The organism is Actinospineispora eucalypti, assembly GCF_039543365.1.
Lineage (GTDB): Bacteria > Actinomycetota > Actinomycetes > Mycobacteriales > Pseudonocardiaceae > Pseudonocardia > Pseudonocardia eucalypti.
Genome location: NZ_BAABJP010000039.1, coordinates 1 through 18,351, shown reverse-complemented (window position 1 = coordinate 18,351; position 18,351 = coordinate 1). Strand labels below are relative to the sequence as shown.

The 18,351-nt window shown below is 72.0% G+C and carries 18 protein-coding genes; 4 read left to right on the top strand and 14 right to left on the bottom strand.

From position 1 onward, the window contains the following. Nucleotides 1–91 precede the first annotated feature (91 nt). Complete coding sequence (locus ABEB12_RS29910; RefSeq protein WP_185065265.1) at nt 92–1,498, top strand: cation:dicarboxylate symporter family transporter; 1,407 nt, start codon at nt 92–94, stop codon at nt 1,496–1,498. Here ABEB12_RS29910 and ABEB12_RS29905 read toward each other — a convergent pair. The 12 genes from ABEB12_RS29905 to rimP all read right to left on the bottom strand — a co-directional run bounded on the left by ABEB12_RS29905 (nt 1,495) and on the right by rimP (nt 13,622). Further along, nucleotides 1,495–2,877: an MFS transporter gene (locus tag ABEB12_RS29905; RefSeq protein WP_185065264.1), complete on the bottom strand. Its 1,383-nt coding sequence runs from the start codon at nt 2,875–2,877 to the stop codon at nt 1,495–1,497. The genes ABEB12_RS29910 and ABEB12_RS29905 overlap by 4 nt on opposite strands. Further along, nucleotides 2,874–3,326 (bottom strand): MarR family transcriptional regulator, encoded by a 453-nt coding sequence (locus ABEB12_RS29900; protein WP_221498759.1) that lies wholly within the window; start codon nt 3,324–3,326, stop codon nt 2,874–2,876. The genes ABEB12_RS29905 and ABEB12_RS29900 overlap by 4 nt, the downstream gene beginning before the upstream one ends. 59 nt (nt 3,327–3,385) lie before the next feature. Then, entirely contained in the window at nt 3,386–3,970 is a 585-nt protein-coding gene (locus ABEB12_RS29895) for a WHG domain-containing protein (RefSeq protein WP_185065263.1), read from the bottom strand. 10 nt (nt 3,971–3,980) lie between these two features. Further along, nucleotides 3,981–4,676, bottom strand: a complete 696-nt coding sequence (locus tag ABEB12_RS29890; protein WP_185065262.1) for a crotonase/enoyl-CoA hydratase family protein — start codon at nt 4,674–4,676, stop codon at nt 3,981–3,983. Between the two features lie 44 nt (nt 4,677–4,720). Next, on the bottom strand, nt 4,721–6,211 hold the full coding sequence (locus ABEB12_RS29885; RefSeq protein WP_185065261.1) for a hypothetical protein: 1,491 nt from the start codon (nt 6,209–6,211) through the stop codon (nt 4,721–4,723). Nucleotides 6,212–6,242: 31 nt separating this feature from the next. Continuing rightward, on the bottom strand, nt 6,243–7,574 hold the full coding sequence (locus tag ABEB12_RS29880; protein ID WP_185065260.1) for an MATE family efflux transporter: 1,332 nt from the start codon (nt 7,572–7,574) through the stop codon (nt 6,243–6,245). Between the two features lie 79 nt (nt 7,575–7,653). Next, nucleotides 7,654–8,100, bottom strand: a complete 447-nt coding sequence (gene rbfA / locus ABEB12_RS29875; protein ID WP_185065259.1) for a 30S ribosome-binding factor RbfA — start codon at nt 8,098–8,100, stop codon at nt 7,654–7,656. Nucleotides 8,101–8,111: 11 nt separating this feature from the next. After that, nucleotides 8,112–8,408, bottom strand: coding sequence for a DUF503 family protein (locus ABEB12_RS29870; RefSeq protein ID WP_185065258.1), 297 nt, complete (start codon nt 8,406–8,408; stop codon nt 8,112–8,114). A 57-nt stretch (nt 8,409–8,465) separates the two neighbouring features. Further along, entirely contained in the window at nt 8,466–11,546 is a 3,081-nt protein-coding gene (gene infB, locus ABEB12_RS29865) for a translation initiation factor IF-2 (RefSeq protein WP_185065257.1), read from the bottom strand. 93 nt (nt 11,547–11,639) lie between these two features. Continuing rightward, entirely contained in the window at nt 11,640–11,942 is a 303-nt protein-coding gene (locus ABEB12_RS29860) for a DUF448 domain-containing protein (RefSeq protein ID WP_185066131.1), read from the bottom strand. A gap of 76 nt (nt 11,943–12,018) precedes the next feature. Continuing rightward, nucleotides 12,019–13,068, bottom strand: coding sequence for a transcription termination factor NusA (gene nusA, locus ABEB12_RS29855; protein ID WP_185065256.1), 1,050 nt, complete (start codon nt 13,066–13,068; stop codon nt 12,019–12,021). Next, a complete protein-coding gene (gene rimP, locus ABEB12_RS29850) occupies nt 13,065–13,622 on the bottom strand; it encodes a ribosome maturation factor RimP (RefSeq protein WP_185065255.1) in 558 nt (185 codons plus the stop codon). The genes nusA and rimP overlap by 4 nt, the downstream gene beginning before the upstream one ends. A gap of 111 nt (nt 13,623–13,733) precedes the next feature. Between rimP and ABEB12_RS29845 the strand changes: the two genes are divergently transcribed. From ABEB12_RS29845 to ABEB12_RS29835, 3 genes are all read left to right on the top strand, one after another. Next, nucleotides 13,734–14,240, top strand: coding sequence for a hypothetical protein (locus ABEB12_RS29845; protein WP_185065254.1), 507 nt, complete (start codon nt 13,734–13,736; stop codon nt 14,238–14,240). Then, nucleotides 14,237–14,929, top strand: coding sequence for a ferritin-like domain-containing protein (locus tag ABEB12_RS29840; protein ID WP_345703261.1), 693 nt, complete (start codon nt 14,237–14,239; stop codon nt 14,927–14,929). The genes ABEB12_RS29845 and ABEB12_RS29840 overlap by 4 nt, the downstream gene beginning before the upstream one ends. 735 nt (nt 14,930–15,664) lie before the next feature. Next, nucleotides 15,665–16,927 carry a pentapeptide repeat-containing protein gene (locus ABEB12_RS29835; protein WP_185065253.1) on the top strand — a complete coding sequence of 421 codons (1,263 nt, stop codon included), beginning with the start codon at nt 15,665–15,667 and terminating at the stop codon, nt 16,925–16,927. 158 nt (nt 16,928–17,085) lie between these two features. Here ABEB12_RS29835 and ABEB12_RS29830 read toward each other — a convergent pair whose 3' ends face one another. Further along, on the bottom strand, nt 17,086–17,694 hold the full coding sequence (locus ABEB12_RS29830) for a dienelactone hydrolase family protein (RefSeq protein ID WP_345703260.1): 609 nt from the start codon (nt 17,692–17,694) through the stop codon (nt 17,086–17,088). Nucleotides 17,695–17,754: 60 nt separating this feature from the next. After that, a partial coding sequence (locus ABEB12_RS29825; protein ID WP_345703259.1) for a VOC family protein occupies nt 17,755–18,351 on the bottom strand: 597 nt, incomplete at its 5' end.

Genomic DNA, 18,351 nt, shown 5'->3' with positions numbered 1-18,351 from the left:
GGCCGCATATCCTTCCGCACGGTTAAGAAACCTGGCGAATGGGTGCACCAGTCCTTAGTGTGACCCCGGACATAGGAGTTCGGAGGGGTAGATGAGCGAGCAGGACACCTCGACCACGTCGACCGCGCCACCGCCACCAGGGGAAAACGGCGGGTCACCCCCACCGGACCGAGGGAAGTTCTACGGGAAGCTCTGGTTCTGGATCCTGGTCGCCATCGCCGGCGGCATCCTGCTGGGCCTGGTCGCGCCGGGCGTGGCGAAGAACACCAAGTGGATGGCGGACGTGTTTCTCCAGCTCATCCACATCATCACCGGCCCGGTGATCTTCTGCACCGTGGTGGTGGGCATCGCCTCGCTGGGCAACCTGGCCCGCGCCGGCGGGCTGGCCGCCCGGGCGCTGATCTACTTCCTGATCGCCACGGCGGTCTCGCTCATCCTGGGCCTGCTGGCGGGCAACCTGCTCAAGCCCGGCGCCGGCTTCTCGGGCCACCCCAGCGCGGCCGACCTGGCCAAGGCACAGAGCCAGATGAAGCCGCCGGCGGAGGGCTCCGGCCTGGTCAACTTCCTCACCAAGGATCTGCTGCCGGACAGCTTCGTCGGCCCGTTCGTGGACAACAAGGTCCTGCAGGTGCTGGTGCTGGCCATCGTCACCGCGTGCGCCGTGTCGATGCTCGCCCCGGCCATGCGCGACCGGGTGGTCGACGTGGTGAACACCGCCAGCAAGGTGGTCTTCGGCATCATCCGGATCATCATGTGGGTGGCGCCGTTCGGCGCGTTCGGCGGCATGGCGTACACCGTCTCCGCGTTCGGCGGCGGGTCGCTGGTCAACCTGGGCATGCTGATGGTCGTCTTCTGGGTGACCTGCGCGATCTTCGTGTTCGGCATACTCGGCGCGCTGGCCGCGTGGAGCGGGTTCAACATCTTCAAGTTCGTCCGGCTGATCAAGGACGAGCTGCTGATCATCCTGGGCACCTCGTCCTCGGAGACCGTGCTGCCCCGGCTGCTGGCCAAGCTGGAGTCGGCCGGCGCGTCCCGGCAGACGGTGGGCGTGGTGATCCCCACCGGCTACTCGTTCAACCTGGACGGCACCTGCATCTACCTGACCCTGGGCGCGCTGTTCATCATCCAGGCCGGCGGCGAGACCCTGCCGCTGCCCGCGCAGCTCGGCCTGGTGGCGATGATGCTGATCACCTCGAAGGGCGCGGCCGGGATCACCGGCTCCGGCCTGATCACGCTCAGTGCCTCGCTGCAGGCCTTCGGCGGCGAGTTCTTCACCGCTGAGGCGATCGCCATCGGCATCGCGGTGATCGTCGGCATCGACCGGGTGATGAGCGAGGGCCGGGCCCTGACCAACTGCATCGGCAACAGCGTCGCCACCATGGTCATCGCCAAGCTCCAGGGCGAACGCGACGACGAGCGATTCCAGGCGGTGCTGGACGACCCGAGCCTGGTGGACGCCGCCATGGTCGAGGTCAGCCACGGCGGATCATCCCGCTAGGGAGTACGGGTGCGGCGGCGGCCGCCGAGCAGCGCGGCGGCCAGGAGAACCACCGCGATGGCGGCGATGCTCAGGCCCATGCGGTGCAGGCCGGGGTCGGCCGGCGGGCCGGCGAACACGACCTCGAGCAGGGCGGCGGCCAGGTTGGCGCCCACGTACTGGGAGGTCCGGTACAGCCCGGACGCCGCCCCCATCGCCGCCGGGTCGGCGGCGTGGAACATCTCGGCCTGGTTGCCCAGGCTGTTGAACGCGTTGGGCAGGCCGAGCAGCGCACTCACCGCGAAGACCAGCCACAACGAGGCGGACCCGCCGAGCACGAAGGCGAGCAGCAGCCCGCCGGCCAGCAAACCGGTGGAGCCGATGATCAGCAGCGGACGCGGCCCCCGGCGCCGTTCCAGGCGGGCGGCGTACACCACGTTCAGCGCGGCCAGCCCGGACATCGGCAGCATGACCAGCCCGGTCAGCGCGACGTCCAGCCCCCGGCCCTGCTCCAACCACTGCGGCAGGCCGAAGAAGATCTGGTAGAAGGCCACGTAGGTGAGCCCCACGCGCAGGTAGGTGCCGGTGAGCGCGGTGTTGCCGGCCAGCGAGCGAAGGTCCAGGAACGGCTCCGCCGCGCGCAGCTCGAGGGCCACGAAAGCGGCCAGGAGCACCGGGAAGGCCGCCAGCAGCCACCAGTTGGGCCGGCCGGTGACCGAGAGCAGGAAGGCCATCAGCGCGGTCATCGCGGCGGCGAAGGTGGCCATGCCCGGCAGGTCCAGTCTCCTCAGCAACCCGACCCGACCACTGCCGGGCGAGGCCGGCAGCACCCGCAGCGCCAGCACGCTGCCGGCCAGCACCAACGGCAGGTTCACCAGGAACACCGCCTGCCAGCCGAACGCGCCGACCAGCACCCCGCCCAGGCTGGGGCCGACCGCCACGCTGGCCTGGCCACACACCGCGAGCAGGCCGAGCGCGCCGCCGGCGCGGGCGCCCCGGCGGTCGGACTCGGCCCGGATCAGCGCCACGCCGGCCGGGTACTGCGCCGCCGTGCCGAGGCCGAGCAGCACCCGGATCGCCACCAGCCAGCCCAGCCCGGGCACGAACGGGGTGGCCGCGCTGGCGATGGCGACCAGCGCCATCCCGGCCAGGTACACCCGCCTCGGCCCGATCAGGTCGGCCAGCCGGCCCATCGCCGGCGCGGCCACCGCCGTGGTGATGTAGAGGCCGGAGAGCAGCCAGGACGCGGCGGAGCCGGCGTCGAACTCGTCGCGGATGGACACCAGCGCGACCGCGATCATCGACGAGTTCAGCGGCTGCAGCAGCGTGCCCAGCGCGATGGCGGTGAGGAAGGCCGGCGGTAACCGCGTCCGCTCGCGGCGAGGCGTCTCGGTGGTCATTCGGCTCCCGCGAGCCGGTCCAGCAGCTTCCCGGTGAGGCCGAGCAGCTCGCGCTCCACGTCGGTGAGCCGCTCGGTCATCGCCCAGGCCAGCCAGGCGTTCCGCTGCGCCCGGTCCGACTCGAGCAGCTTGCGGCCGGCCGGGCGCAGGTGCAGCAGCACCTGCCGGCCGTCCCGGGGATCCGGCTCCCGGCCCACCAGGCCGGCCTCCACCAGGTCGTTCACCGCGCGCGCGGCGGACTGCTGGGCAATGCCCTCGGTCGCCGCCAGCTCGCTGGTCGTGGCCGGGCCGACCCGGTCCAGGTGGCTGAGGAAGGCCATCTTGGTCAGCCCCACCCCGTGCGGCGGGCGTTCGTAGCGCAGCCGCCGGGTCAGCCGCATCACGCTGTTGCGCAGCTCGTCGGCGGCGTGCAGCGCCGCAAGGTCGGTCATCTGGTCGGCGGCGGTCATATACACAGCATAGCTGTGCATTCACCTGGAGCCAGTGAGAAATTAGACAGCCATGCTGACTATGGCGCCCGCAGCACCCGCTCGAAGGCCAGCGACCAGCGCCGGTCCCGCTCGACCTCGGTGACCCCCAGCCAGCCGGCCACCTCCTGCCGGGCCAGGCCCTGGGCGACCGCGATCAGCACGTGCGCCAGGTCGGTCGGGTCGCCGTCCAGCTCACCGGCCTCCACGCAACGGCGCACGCGGCCGGTGAGGGTCTCCCGGACCACGTCGCCGGCGGCCCGCTCGCCCCGTCCGGGGTCGAAGTCGGCGAACGGCCGCCCGAACATCACCTCGACCAGCTCCGGGTTGTGCCGCACGAACTCGCGGAACGCGTCGATGGTGCACACCAGGTCGTGCCGGGGGTCGGCGCCGTCGGGCACCGCACGCAACATTCCGCCCAGCCGGCGGAACCCTTCGAAGAAGATCTCCCTGGCCAGCCCGGCCTTGTCCCCGAAAAGCTCGTAGACCGCCGGCACCGAGGTCTCCGCGCCGGCCGCCACGCGCCGGGTGGTGAACCCGGCGATCCCGCCGTCGGTCAGGGTGTCGATCGCGGCGCGCAGCAGGCGATCGCGCAGCTCGGGGGTTCGCTGTTTCGGCCTCGGCACCGGGTGGAGCCTAGCGGCGGACCGGGAGCGGCTCGGCCGTGTCCCGTTCGATCGCCTCGCGGATCGCGGCCAGTGCGCCCGCCCTGGCCCGCAACTTGCTGGCCAGATGCGCTTCGCGGTCCAACCCGCGCATCTGCCCGGCCAGCTCGTGGGCGACCGCCGACAGCTCCTCGGCCGCCACCACCCGGTCGGCCAGCCCGGCCAGCACCGCGTTGTAGGGGCCGAACGTCTCGGACAGCGCCACGGCGCGTTGGAAGGCGGCCGGGCTCAGCCGCAGCCGCAGGATCTCCACGGCGGTGCGCGGCATGGTGAGCCCGATGGCCACCTCGTTCGCCGCCAGCTTGTAGTCGCCATCGGCCACGATCCGGTAGTCCCCGCCGAGCAGCAGGAACAGCCCCATCGCCATGGCGTGGCCGGTGCCCGCGACCACCACCGGCACCGGGAAGGCCAGCAGCCGGGCGGCGGTCTCGAACCCGGCGCGCAGCATGGTGGTGGCGTCCACCCCACCGGCCCGGAGCACGGGCAGGTCGAAGCCGGCGGAGAAGACGCCGGGACGCCCGGTGAGCACCACCGCCTCGGCCTGCCGCTCGGCCCGGTCCAGCACGTGGTTCAGCTCGGCGAACCGGGCCGTGGACAGCGCGTTCACCTTGCCGTCGTCCATGGTCAGGGTGGCAATCGAGTTGGCGAATCGGTAGTCGACCGTCATGGTCCGAGGGTAATCGGATCAATGTTACGGAATCAAGTTACGATTCAACAAGGGCCGGGTTGGTCGCGCAGGCGCAGACGGATCCGGTCGGTGACGGTGACGCCGCCGGTCTCCGCCGACCAGAGGGAGTACCGGTCGTCCGAGGTGCCCAGCCAGGCCACCGCGTGCCCGGTCGGCGGCAACGCCCGGCCGGCAAAGCCCACCTCGTCCACCGCGCCCGGCGGCGACACCGGTGACCAGCACACCCACGCCGGGTTGATGCCGCCCCACTCGCCGGGCAGTGCGTCGGCGGCGGCCGTGCCGGCCCGCTGCCAGGCCACCGTGCTGGCCAGCGCCAACAGCGCCGCCGCGTAGACCAGGCCGAACAGCGCGAGCAGCGGGGCGGGCGGCCGGGCCCGGCGACGGCCCACCGCGTCCAGCTGGCGCACCCAGCCCCACACCGAGGCGATCAGCATCAGTCCGGCCAACGCGGTCACCCCGAAGAACGCCCCGGACCACCAGCGCTGGGCGAAGGTGAGCGAGACGTCGGTGGCCCGCAGCCCCAACCGGCCCAGGTACACCCCGTCCAACAGCTCGCCGACCGGCGCGGCCAGCACGGCCAGGCCCAGCACCAGCAACACCGAGGCCGCCCTCGGGGTGGACCCGGTGGGGGCCAGCCGGGCCACCACCGGCGTGAGCAGCGCGATCAACACGGCGGAGCCGACCATCACGGCCAGCGGCGGCACCGGCAGGTGCGCCAGCACCCGGGCCACCAGCACCAGCACGATCAGCGCGGCGGCCAACCCCAGCGCCCGGCCGCGCACCGGCGCCAGCCCCGGCCGGCGGTTCGCCAGGGCCTGCACCACCAGCACCGGCACCACGACGCACAGCGCGGCGGCAGCCAGCAGCAACACCCACGCCCGGTCGCTCAGCCACGGACCCACCGTGGCCACCAGCATCAGCAACAACGGCAGCACACACAGCCCGGCCAGCAGATCGACCCGGGCGCGCCGGCGGCGCTCGCCGGGCGGGTCCAGCACCGGCGGGCGGGCGGCCCGGCCGTTCAGCGACCAGGCCTGGGCGGCCAGGGCGAACCGGCGGTCCAGCTCCTCCTGCCGGGCCGGCCCGAAGATCAGTACGCCGTGCGAGGCCGGCCACACCGACTCGGCGTCGGAGGGCGCCGCCGACCCCTCCTCGGGCTCGGCCAGCGCGGCGCCGACCACCTCACCGTCCAGGCCGGCCGCGTGTAATCGGGCCAGCGCGTGCGCGGCCAGCCGCTGCTTGGCCACCGCCGCCGTACCGCCGGCCACTCCGCTGGCCTCCAGCACCGCCGGGGTCGGCGCGGCCGTGTGCGTCCGCCCGGCGGGTTCCAGCCGGCCCCGCCGCCGGCGCACCGCCCCGGTGCCACCGGCCGGGCGGGTCGCACTCAGCCGGCGCCAGCGCAGCTCGGGGTCGGCGGCCAGCCGCCGCCAACCCGCCGGGCTGAGGTCGGCCACCTCGACGAGTACCTTGCACGCCCGCTCGCCCCATGCGAGCCGGCGGAGTTGGCTGGTCAACGGCATGATCCCCCCGGTTCTCGGGTCTCTGTCAGTGCCGAACCGCGCCGAGTACCGCCCACGCGCCCGAGTGGGTCCGCGCCGCCACGCTGGCCAGCCTGATCAGCATGAACATAGCCAGGCCGGTCCAGATGCCGGCGAGCCCCCAGCCAAACGCCAGTGACGCCCAGATCAACGGAAGGAAACCCAGCCCGGCGGCGAGCAGTGTCCAGGTGCGCAGGAACCCGGCGTCCCCGGCGCCCAGCAGCACCCCGTCCAGGGCGAAGACCACCCCGGCGATCGGCTGCAACAGCACGAAGAACCACCACGGCACCGGTATGGCGGCCAGCACCGCCGGGTCGTTGGTGAACACTCGCGGCAGCACCCAGGCCAGCGCGCCGAACAGCACGCCGAAGAAGCAGCCCAGCACCAGGCCGTACCGGGTGACCCGCCGGGCCAGTTCCCTGGCCCGATCTCCCCCGCCGGCTCCGAGCGTCGCGCCGACCAGCGACTGCGCCGCGATCGCCAGCGAGTCCAGCACCAGGGCCTGGAAGTTCCACAGCTGCAGCACCACCTGGTGCGCGGCCACCGCCGGCGCGCCGAACCGCGAGGCCACGGCGGCGGCGGAGAGGAAGCAGGCCTGGAAACCGAGGCTGCGCAGCACCAGGTCACGCCCCATGCCCAGCTGCGCGCGCAGCAACGCCGGCACCGGCGCCAGCGGCACCCGCTCGCGCAGCAGCGCGGCGCCGAACAGCACCGAGGCCACCACCTGCCCGGCCACGTTGGCCACCGCCGAACCGACCAGTCCCCAGGCCGGCAGCGGCCCCGGCCCGTACACCAGCAGCGGACACAGCACCGCGGACAGCCCGTTGCCGGCCAACACGTAGCGCAACGGCCGGGCGGTGTCCTGCAGCCCGCGCATCCACCCGTTGCCGGCCAGCGTCACCAGGACCAGCGGAGCCCCGCACAGCGCCACCCGCAGCCAGGCGATCGCCGCGTCGGCCACCGGCCCCGGCCCGCCGCCGATCGCCCGCGCCACCGGCCCGGCCACCAGCTGCCCGACCAGCACCAGCAGTACCCCGATGCCCAGCGCCAGCCAGGTGGACTGCACGCCCTCCACGATCGCGTCGGCGCGCCGGCCCGCGCCGTACAGCCGGGCGGCCCGGGCGGTGGTGCCGTAGGAAAGAAAGGTCAGCTGGGCGGCCGTCTGCGCCAGCAGAACCGCCCCCACCGCCAACCCGGCCAGCGGGACCGCCCCCAGGTGCCCCACCACCGCCGTGTCCACCAGCAGGTACAGCGGCTCGGCCGCCAGCACCAGCAGCGCCGGCGCCGCCAGCCTCACCACCTCACGCGCCCCGGCATCCGCTCGTTTGGGTTCGACCACCCGCCCAGGGTGCCTTTCGCTCGCCGCACCCGCGACCGGTTATTGGCTGTTCGGTTCGGAGCCGGCTGGGTGCGAGGGGCTACTCCTCGTCGTCTTCCCTCGGAGCCCGGTACGGGTCGGCGTCGCCGGCGGGCTTGGCACCGGCGGCCAACCTCGCCACCTGCGCGTCCGCGTCCCGCGCGCGGGCCAGGAGCTCGTCCATGCCGCGGGCGGTGTCGGGCACGGTGTCGGGGACGAAGGTCAACGTCGGGGTGAACCGAACCCCGGTCTGCTGGCCGACCATCGAGCGCAGCACCCCGGTCGCGCTGGCCAGTGCGGCCGCCGCGCCCTTGGTGTCCGGCTCGGCGTCCACCGTGTTGCCCAGCACGGTGTAGTAGACGGTGGCATCGTGCAGGTCACCGGTCACCCGGGCGTCGGTGATCGTCACCATGGCCAGTCGGGGGTCCTTGACCTCGTGCTCCAGCGCGGATGCCACGATCTGCGCGATTCGCTTGGCCAGTCGGCTGGCCCTCGCGTGGTCCACCACGATGCCCTCCCTCAGTCGTCGTGCGGGCCGATGATCCGCTGCCGGGCGGAGAGCAGCTCCAGCTCCGGGCGCGCGGCAACCATCCGCTCGCACTGATCCAACACCTCGGTCACGTAGCCGGCGTCGGCGGCCACGCAGCTGACCCCGAGCAGCGCCCGTCGGTGCAGCTCGAGGTGGCCCGCTTCGGCCACCGCCACCTCGTACCGGCGACGCAGCTCCGCGAGCACCGGCCGCACCAGCGACCGCTTCTGTTTCAGCGAGCCGACGTCACCGAGCAACACGTCGAGCTCCAAGGCCCCTACGTACATGATGTGCCGCGACCGGCGGCCGGGCGCGAGGCAGTCGACCCCGCGCCCGGCTTCCGGTTACGCCCTCGGCTTCTCCCGCATCTCGAAGGTCTCGATGATGTCGCCGACCTTGATGTCGTTGAACGACCCGAGGGTGAGACCACACTCGAAGCCATCCCGCACCTCGACCGCGTCGTCCTTGAACCGGCGCAGCGAGCTGATCGGCTGGTTCTCCACGACGACCACGTTGTCCCGCAGCAACCGCGCCCGGGCGTTGCGCCGGATGATCCCGGACTGCACCATGCAACCGGCGATCGTGCCGACCTTGGACGAACGGAAGACCTCGCGGATCTCCGCCCGGCCCAGCTCGACCTCTTCGTACTCCGGCTTCAGCATGCCCTTCAGGGCGGCCTCGATCTCGTCGATGGCCTGGTAGATCACCGAGTAGTAGCGGATCTCCACGCCCTCGCGGTTGGCCATCTCGGTGGCCTTGCCCTCGGCCCGGACGTTGAAGCCCAGGACGATGGCGTCCGACGCGATGGCCAGGTTGACGTCGCTCTCGGTGATACCACCGACGCCCCGGTGCGTGACCCGCAGCGCGACGTCGTCCCCGACCTCGATCTTCAGCAGTGCGTCCTCGAGGGCCTCGACGGTACCCGAGTTGTCACCCTTGATGATCAGGTTGAGGGTGTCGGTCTCCTTCAGCGCGGCGTCCAGGTCCTCCAGGCTGACCCGCTTGCGGCGCTGCGCCAGCTCGGCGTTGCGCTCGCGGGCGCGCCGCCGGTCGGCGATCTGCCGGGCCACCCGGTCCTCGTCGACCACCAGGAAGGTGTCGCCGGCGCCGGGCACCGAGGTGAAGCCGATGACCTGGACCGGGCGCGACGGGTACGCCTCTTCGACGTCCTCGCCGTACTCGTCCAGCATGCGCCGCACCCGGCCGGAGGCATCTCCGGCCACGACCGAGTCACCGACCCGCAGCGTGCCGCGCTGAACCAGCACGGTCGCCACCGGGCCTCGGCCCCGGTCCAGGTGCGCCTCGATGGCCACACCCTGGGCCTCCATGTTCGGGTTGGCCCGCAGGTCCAGCGCCGCGTCCGCGGTGAGCAGGATGGCCTCGAGGAGCTGCTCGATGTTGATGTTCTCCCGGGCGGAGACGTCCACGAACATCGTGTCGCCGCCGTACTCCTCGGCGACCAGGTTGTACTCGGTCAGCTGCTGGCGGATCTTGGCGGGGTTGGCCCCCTCCTTGTCGATCTTGTTCACCGCGACCACGATCGGCACCTCGGCCGCCTGGGCGTGGTTGATCGCCTCCACCGTCTGGGGCATCACGCCGTCGTCCGCCGCCACCACGATCACCGCGATGTCGGTGGACTTCGCACCCCGCGCCCGCATGGCGGTGAACGCCTCGTGACCCGGGGTGTCGATGAAGGTGATCAGCCGTTCCAGGCCCTCCAGCTCGGTGGCCACCTGGTAGGCGCCGATGTGCTGGGTGATGCCGCCGGCCTCGGTGGCGATCACGTTGGACTTCCGGATGGTGTCCAACAGGCGGGTCTTACCGTGGTCGACGTGACCCATCACGGTCACCACCGGCGGGCGGACCTCGAGGTCGTCCTCGTCGCCGGTGTCCTCACCGAACGAGATGTCGAACGAGTCGAGCAGCTCGCGGTCCTCCTCCTCCGGAGAGACCACCTGCACGACGTAGTTCATCTCGGTGCCCAGCAGCTCGAGCACCTCGTCGGCCACCGACTGGGTCGCAGTGACCATCTCTCCGAGGTGGAAGAGCACCTGCACCAGCGACGCCGGGTTCGCGTTGATCTTGTCCGCGAAGTCGGTCAGCGAGGCACCCCGGGGCAGGCGAATGGTCTCGCCCTTGCCCTTGGGCAGCCGCACACCGCCGACCGACGGCGCCTGCATGGCGTCGTACTCCTGGCGCTTCTGCCGCTTCGACTTGCGGCCCTTGCGGGCCGGCCCACCGGGACGGCCGAACGCACCCGCGGCACCGCCGCGACCACGGCCGCCGCCACCACCGGGACGACCGCCACCGCCGCCACCCCGGAAGCCACCACCGGCCGGTGCGCCGGCGCCACCGCCGCCACCCGGACCGCCACCACCGGGACCGCCGCGGAAGCCACCGCCGCCGCCACCGGGACGACCGCCGCCACCAGGGCCGCCGCGACCGCCGCCGCCACCGGGACGACCGCCACCGGGGCCACCACGACCCCCACCGGGGCCGCCACCAGGGCCGCCGCGACCGCCACCGGCCGGACGGCCGGGCATCATGCCCGGGTTGGGCCGGGGCGGCATCATGCCCGGGTTGGGCCGGGGGCCGCCCGAGGGAGCCGGGCCGCCGGGACGGGGGCCGCCCTGCGGGCGCGGCGCGCCGCCGCCACCCGGACGGGACGGGGCCTGCTGGCCACCCTGCTGGTTGGGCGGGGCGGGACGTGCTGCCTGCGGCCGAGGCGCGGGAGCGCCGGAACCGACACCGAACGGGTTGTTGCCGACCCTGGGCGCGCGGGGGCCGGGTTTGGGCGACTGCCGACGCGGGGGAACCACGGCGGGATCCGCGCTGGCGGCGGCCGGCTGCTGCGGTTGCGGCGGCTGCTCGGCCGGGCGGGCCGGGGCCTGCGGTTCCGGGCGGGCCTGCGGCTTGGGCGCCGGCGGCGGGCCGGGCATCGGACCCGGCCGGGACGCGTCCGCCGGAGCCGCCGGTGCCGGGGTCTCCGGGCGAGCCGGCGCGGGCGGGCGAGGGCCCGGACGCGGTCCGGACGGACGGGGCTGCTGGGGCCGGGCGGGAGCGTCCGAAGAGGACGCCGCCGGCGCCGACGGCACCGAGGACGGAGCCGACGCGGCGGGCGCGGCCGGGCGGGCCGGCTGCCCCGAAGGCGCCGGAGCGCCCGGGGCGGCGGCCGGCGGACCCGGACGCGCGCCGGGGCCGGGGCGACCGGAACCGCCGGGACGGCGACCTCGGCCGGACGGCCGGCCATCCCCGCCACCGGAACCGCCGGCCATCGCGTCACGCAACTTGCGGGCGACCGGGGCTTCCACCGTCGAGGACGGCGACTTCACGTACTCGCCGAGATCCTGCAGCTTGCTGAGAACTTGCTTACTGGTAACTCCGAGCTCCTTCGCGAGCTCGTGCACGCGGGCCTTGCCTGCCACTGCTCTCCTCTTGATCGGAGGCCGGGCGGCAGCTACCCGCTCGACCTCGTCCTACTGTCGCAGCACATTCATGGTGCGATCTTCACAGCTGGCTCATGACGGGTCGACCTGACTCTCGTGATCCAGGTGCGAGACGGTCTCGCACTTCGGGTTGAGCTGAAGGTGGCGCCACACGGCGTCGGCGGCGAGCGGACCTCGGACGCGCAACGCCCTCGGAAACGCCCCCCGTCGCTCCGCGCGACGCAGGCACTCCGGATCGGGGTGCAACCAGGCACCTCGACCAGGAAGCCGCCGCCTCGGGTCCGGGACCAGCACCCCGGCCTCCTCGACGACACGCAACAACTCGGTGGCCGAGGACCGGTTACGGCATCCCACACAAGTGCGGACCGGGCCCATTGCGGAGGCCCGGTCGGATGACTCGCCTGCGGGAGCAATATCGCGGTGCTTGGCCACCAAAAGTGTAGCGCGTGCGCTAAGCGATCGGGTCACCGGCGTGTCCGGCCGGCGAACCTGATGCGCTCGGAGCCCCCTGCTCGGCGGCCGGCGGGGCCGCGTCACTGCGGATGTCGATCCGCCAGCCGGTCAGACGGGCCGCCAGGCGGGCGTTCTGCCCCTCCTTGCCGATGGCCAGGGAGAGCTGGAAGTCGGGAACCACGACCCGGGCCGTCTTCGCCCGTTCGTCCAGGACCGTCACCGACACGACCTTCGCCGGGGACAGCGCGTTCCCGACGAACTCGCCCGGCTCGTCCGACCAGTCCACGATGTCGATCTTCTCGCCGGCCAGCTCGCTCATCACGTTGCGCACCCGCTGACCCATCGGCCCGATGCACGCGCCCTTGGCGTTCACCGAGGGAACCGTGGCCTTCACCGCGATCTTGGACCGGTGGCCGGCCTCCCGGGCCACCGCGCAGATCTCCACCGAGCCGTCCACCAGCTCGGGGACCTCGAGCGCGAACAGCTTGCGCACCAGGTTCGGGTGGGTCCGGGACAGGGTGATCTGGGTACCCCGGCCGCCCCGGGACACGCCGACCACGTAGCAGCGGATCCGCTCGCCGTGCTCGTAGCGCTCCCCCGGCACCTGTTCGGCGGCCGGGATCACACCCTCGGTGGAGCCGCCCAGCTGCACCACCACCACTCCGCGCGCGTTGGCCCGCACGTCCCGCTGCACCACGCCGGCCACGATCTCGCCCTCCTTGGTGGAGAACTCGCCGTAGGTGCGCTCGTGCTCGGCGTCCCGCAGCCGCTGCAGGATGACCTGGCGGGCGGTGGTGGCGGCGATCCGACCGAAGCCCTCCGGGGTGTCGTCCCACTCCTGCACCAGTTGGCCGTCATCGGCCAGCTCCTGGGCCATCACCCGGACCACGCCGGTCTTCCGGTCGATGTCGATGCGGGCCTGCGCCTGGTGGCCCTCGGTGTGTTTGTAGGCGGTCAGCAACGCGGTCTCGATGGCCTCGATCACCGTGTCGAAGGGGATGTCCTTGTCGCGCTCGATCGCGCGCAGGGCGGCGATGTCGACGTTCACTTGTGTTCCTCCGCAACTTCCCCAAGGTCATCCCGGTCGGCCTTGGCTTCCTCCGCCTCGGCCAGCGCGCGCAGCTCGTACTCCGGGGGGTGCCGGAACTCCACCACCACCGAGGCGCGCTTCACGTCGGCGTAGCGAAGCTCTCGCATCCGCCCGTCAACCAACATCAACACCGTATCGTCACCGGCCGGACCGACCCGCCCGGTGAACCCGGCCGCGTCGTTCAGCGCCACCTCGACCAGGCGCAGCTTCGACCGCCGCCAGTGCCGGGGCAGGGTGAGCGGCCGGTCCACCCCCGGGGAGGTGACCTCCAACGTGTACGGCCCGCCGAGCACGGCGTCGTGCTGGTCCAGCTCGGCGGAGATCCGCCGGGACAGGACGGCGATGTCGTCCAACCCGACCCCGGTATCGGCATCCACCACCACCCGGACCAGGCGTCGCCGCCCGGCCTGGCGCACCTCGATGTCCTCCAGGTCGAATCCGACCGAGGACACCGCGCGCTCGACCAGCGGGCGCAGCTCACCGCGCAGCCGCTCGGGTTGGGGAAGGGCCATTTGGGCAGGGTATCGCGCGGCCCGGCGGACACCCGCCACAACTCGCGCCCGCCGGGCGGGACAGACCCGGATGGGAACCCGCTCCGGATGCGCCTGGCAGTATCACTCGACGTGGTTGTCCCAGATCCCGCTCCCTCCGGGCCGGCACCGGTACCGACCCGGCCGCGCCGCCGCCCGGTGCTGCTCGCGTTGGCCGCCACGACCGTGGCCGCCCCGCTCGCCGGCCTGCTCGCCGGCTGCGGCAAGGGCGACGAGGACCCGCTGAACCTGCTGCTCCGCCAGGCGCGCGCCGAGGTGGAGGCGTACGAGGCGCTGCTCGCCGACCCCGAGGTGCGGGAGAAGCTGGCGCCCAAGCTGGACCCGATCGTGGAGGCCCGCCGGCAGCATGCCCAGGCGCTCGGCGTGGAGCTGGGCGAGACCACCCCGCCCTCGCCCAAGCCGCAACCGCCCGCCCCGAAGCGGGAAGTCGAGACCGTCATCCGGCTGGTCCGCGCCACTCTGGACCAGGCCCGCGAGCAGGCGGCGAACCTGGTGCCCACGCTGCCCCGGGCGCGCGCCGGGCTGGTCGGCTCGATCGCGGCCAACTGCGCGGCCCACTCGGCGGTGCTTGCCGCGTGACCTCGCCGACCCCGACCCCCGACGCCGACGACACGTCCTCCTCGCCCCGGTCGTCCAGCGCCTCCCGGTCCAGCCGGCCGTCCCGGTCCAGCTCCCGGTCGTCGTCGCCGTCGCTGTCACTGCGCCCTTCAGCGTCGGAGTCGGCGTCGGCGGAGCCGTCCGCCGAACCCGCGCCCGCTCCGGTGCCGGGTGCCGAGGCGACCGACCGGCCCCGGCCTCCCAGCAACCCGGTGCCGGCGTCCGACCAGCCGAAACCCAACCCGGACACCACGGCGGCGGTGCAGATCGCGCTGGGCACCGAGCACGCCGCCGTCTGGTGCTACGGGCTGATCTCCGCGTTCCTGCCGGCCAACCTGGACAAGCGGGCCAGAGAGGATCTCGCGGCGCACCGGGCCAGGCGGGACAACACCATGCGGGTGCTCACCGACTCCGGCGTGGCGCCGGAACCCGCCGAGCCCGCCTACCGCCTGCCCGAGCCGGTGGAGGACCAGAAGGCCGCCGCGCAGCTGGCCGTGCTCGCCGAGGGTGACGCCGCGGCCGCCTGGCGGTACGTGCTCGAGCGGTGCGACGACCCCAGCATGCGCCGCACCGCCCTGGAGGGCCTGATCGACGCCGCCGTCCGGGGCGCCCGCTGGTCCGGCACCCTCGACAACGCCCCACCCATCCCCCCCTTCCCCGGCAGCCCCTAACCCCTCCGCTCCGCGAGTCGGGGATCTGGGTACGGCGAGTCGGAGATGTGGGTACGGCGAGTCGGGGATCCAGGTACGGACCGACCGGCCGTGCCTGGATGTACGGCCGCCGCCGGCGTGCACCGAGATCTGCGTCCCCCGGGCCGGCGCCGTGATCGGAGCCCGGTCAGGTAGATGCCGGCCGCCGCACCCACATCCCCGACTCGCCGTTCCCGGATCCCCGACTCGGCGTTCCCAGATCCCCGACTCGCTGTCAAGAGGCTTTGTTAGCGACTCACAGTGCAGGGCAACTACAAGTGTGCCGGTTACTCGTTACGAAAAGGATCACCAGCCCGCAAGCCACCTGCTCAAAGAGCCTCCCGCGACGCTTGAATTGCCTACGTCGGGCGGACCTGGCCGGAGCGTCGTCAGCTTGTGGGTTCTGTTCTCAAAGCGCTTGGGCGCCGGGATATGGCTGGATCGTCCCGGCCGAGCAGCCGCCTTGCCGGACTTCTGCGGCTGCTTGCTGCCTCGACGCTCCAGCTCGACCCTTGTCTGCAAGCGCCATCAGTTTCGGACGGCATGAGTGAGGTGCCCCGCTGATGTCGTAATGACGCGATCACCGGTAGCGACGAACATGACGTGACAGATGAGGCTGCGGTTACCGGTGGCGGGAGCGACACCCGCCGCCTAATCAGGCTGGCTGTACTTGCGGTCGCGCTGGTCCTTGGCTTGGCAGTGCTTGCGTGGGTCAAGGTGCCCGACCTCTACCCGGCCAGCACCGCCAAGGACGTGACCCTGCTCGCCGCCGCGGAGTCGGCTAGATCGCAGGCGATCGTGACCACCCGCGCCAGCGTCCTCGCTGCCCTGGCCGGGCTTGGCGCACTTGTCACCATTGCGATCAATTACCGGAACTCACGCACTGCCGCGCATACGCTCGCGATCACCAACCAGACCTTCCGAATCCAGCAGCGTGGGCACCTCACCGACCGCTACACCAGGGCAATCGAACAGCTCGGCAACTCCGAATCCATCGCCATCCGCCTCGGCGGCATCTATGCCCTTGAACAGATCGCCGTCGACACCGACCGACCAGGCGACCAAGCCACGGTCGGAGAGGTCCTCTCAGCGTTCTTCCGCCACAGCATCGCGCAGCTAGGCACCCCCACCCGGTCGGTGACCGATTCGTCGACGCCTGAGGCTCCGCAAATACCCCCACTGGAACTGTCTATGGATGTGCTGGCCGCTCTGTCGGTCCTGTCGCGTCTTCCCCGGCGCGAGGGCGTCGATCGTGCCGACCTTGGCGCTGCCGCTCGGAACGTGAACCTCACTCCGGCGCTAAAACCTCATGCCGACCTGACCGCCAGCGAACTCGCCCACGTCCGCCTCGCTGACGCCCGCCTCACTGGCGCCCACCTCGACGACGCCCGCCTCGACGGCGCCATCCTCACCGGCGCCCACCTCGACAACGCCCAGCTCGCCCGTGTCGACCTCACGAGCGCCGACCTCACCGATGCGATCCTCGCCAGTGCCCGCCTCGTCGACACGCGCCTGACTGACGCCAACCTCACCGGCGCCACCCTCACCAAGGCCGACCTCACCAAGGCCGACCTCACCGGCGCCAAGCTCACCAAGGCCGACCTCACCGGCGCCGACCTCACTCGGGCTGACCTCACCCGGGCCGACTTCACCGGCGCCCGACTCACCGGCGCCCACCTCTCCGGTGCCCAACTCTGGTACGCCAATCTCACCTACGCCTACCTCAAGGACGCCGGCCTTTCCCTCGCCAACCTCACCGGCGTCAACCTCACCGACGCCAAGCTCACCGGCGCCCTGCTCATGGGTGCGCACTTCACCAACGCCGACCTCACCCGCGCCGACCTCACCGGCGCCGACCTCACGGACGCCGACCTCGCAAACACACGTGGGCTCCTGCGAAGTCAGCTCACCCAAGCTCAAACGAGAGCAGTCGCATCGCTTCCGACCAACTGGCTCGAGGAATCGTCCACCGGGGAGTGACCCAAAACGATCGGCGCGGACAACGCGAACGCGGTCGTAACAGTCCTACAACGGGCGAGCAGCCTCGCCGGCTCAGCCCAGCGGATGCGTCGGTGCTGTCTGCCGGGCGCGGGAGCACACCCGTCCCGGTCCAACTCACTGGATCGGCGACGGGGCGATCAACGTAGGTTCTCCAGCATCGTGTGCACGTGCCGCCAGGTGCCTTCGGTGGCAATGGCGTCGTGATCGGGCAGCGCGGGGTCGCTATAGAAGTGCCCGACGTCCGGATAGATGTGCACCGATGCGTCGGCACCGGCGCGGCCCGCGCTGGCGCGGAAGACGGCCAGTTCGTGCGGCGGGGCGAACCGGTCGCCCCCGGCGACGTGTACTTGGACGGGTATGCCGGCGGGAACGCCTTCGGGCACTGGCGCGGTCGCGTGCAGGAGAAACACAGCGGCCGCGGAAAGTCGGTCGGGCCACAGGCTGCCCACGACGCCCGCCCCCATCGAGAAGCCGCCCAGGACGGTGTCGGCGGGTAAGTCATGGATAGCGGCCCGGGCCCGCGCCGTGATCGTCTCCCAGCCGATCCGCTCCATGAGCGCAAACCCGTCATCGAGTGTCGGGATCGAACCGTGCTCGGCCGCGACCGCGCCAGCGAACAGATCCGGACTGACCACTCTGTGGCCGGCGGCGCGCAGATCCTCGGCCGCAGCCAGCTCGACCAGTCGAAGACCGAACATCGAATGGAACAGGGCCACCGTGACCAGGCCCCGGTTGTCCCGGCTCATTCCAGCATCCCCCACGCCCCACATCGGCGCTCGCGCGCCGTCAGACCAGGCCGCCCCCGGTTACTCGATTGCCTGTCCAAGCGCCAGGAGGTTGCCCTCACTGTCTCGGAAGAACGCGCCACGTTCCCCGCTGCCCTTGCTGGGATAGTTGTTGGGCACGGTCACGATGTCGTGCTCGACCTCGAAACCGGAGATGTCGAACGCCTCGAACCGCACCCCGCGTGCACGCAGCTCGGCCACGACCGCATCGATGTCGTCCACCTCGAACCCGATCTGCGTTGATGCGCCCGAAGCCGTCCCGGACGAGCGGAACAAATGAAACTCCGTCGTCCCGCACACGTAACGCAACCCGCCAGCACGTTCCTCGACCGGATCAAGCCCGAGACGATCACGGTAGAACCGCCGTGCCCGCTCCAAGTCCCGCACAGGGATCTTGGTGATTGCCCGCGCAGAGCCGAGAGGACCACCCATCCAACTTCCTCCTCCATCATGGCCAGACCCAACAGACACCCTAAGACCACGCAGCGTGCCGAGCCGATGCCCACCGCTCGACACGACTAACACTGTCGCCAGCACTTCGACCAGGGCATCAAGGGCGAATTCAACCGGTCGTCGCAACACTTCGATCTTGGAGGTGGCGATGGGCAGGCCGGCCGG

What these genes read in the sequence shown, in the direction of transcription:
- ABEB12_RS29910 (WP_185065265.1), top strand. Translation starts at nt 92, where the DNA reads ATGAGCGAGCAGGACACCTCGACCACGTCGACCGCGCCACCGCCACCA.
- ABEB12_RS29905 (WP_185065264.1), bottom strand. Translation starts at nt 2,877, where the DNA reads ATGACCACCGAGACGCCTCGCCGCGAGCGGACGCGGTTACCGCCGGCC.
- ABEB12_RS29900 (WP_221498759.1), bottom strand. Translation starts at nt 3,326, where the DNA reads ATGACCGCCGCCGACCAGATGACCGACCTTGCGGCGCTGCACGCCGCC.
- ABEB12_RS29890 (WP_185065262.1), bottom strand. Translation starts at nt 4,676, where the DNA reads ATGACGGTCGACTACCGATTCGCCAACTCGATTGCCACCCTGACCATG.
- ABEB12_RS29870 (WP_185065258.1), bottom strand. Translation starts at nt 8,408, where the DNA reads ATGTACGTAGGGGCCTTGGAGCTCGACGTGTTGCTCGGTGACGTCGGC.
- ABEB12_RS29860 (WP_185066131.1), bottom strand. Translation starts at nt 11,942, where the DNA reads ATGGGCCCGGTCCGCACTTGTGTGGGATGCCGTAACCGGTCCTCGGCC.
- rimP (WP_185065255.1), bottom strand. Translation starts at nt 13,622, where the DNA reads ATGGCCCTTCCCCAACCCGAGCGGCTGCGCGGTGAGCTGCGCCCGCTG.
- ABEB12_RS29830 (WP_345703260.1), bottom strand. Translation starts at nt 17,694, where the DNA reads ATGAGCCGGGACAACCGGGGCCTGGTCACGGTGGCCCTGTTCCATTCG.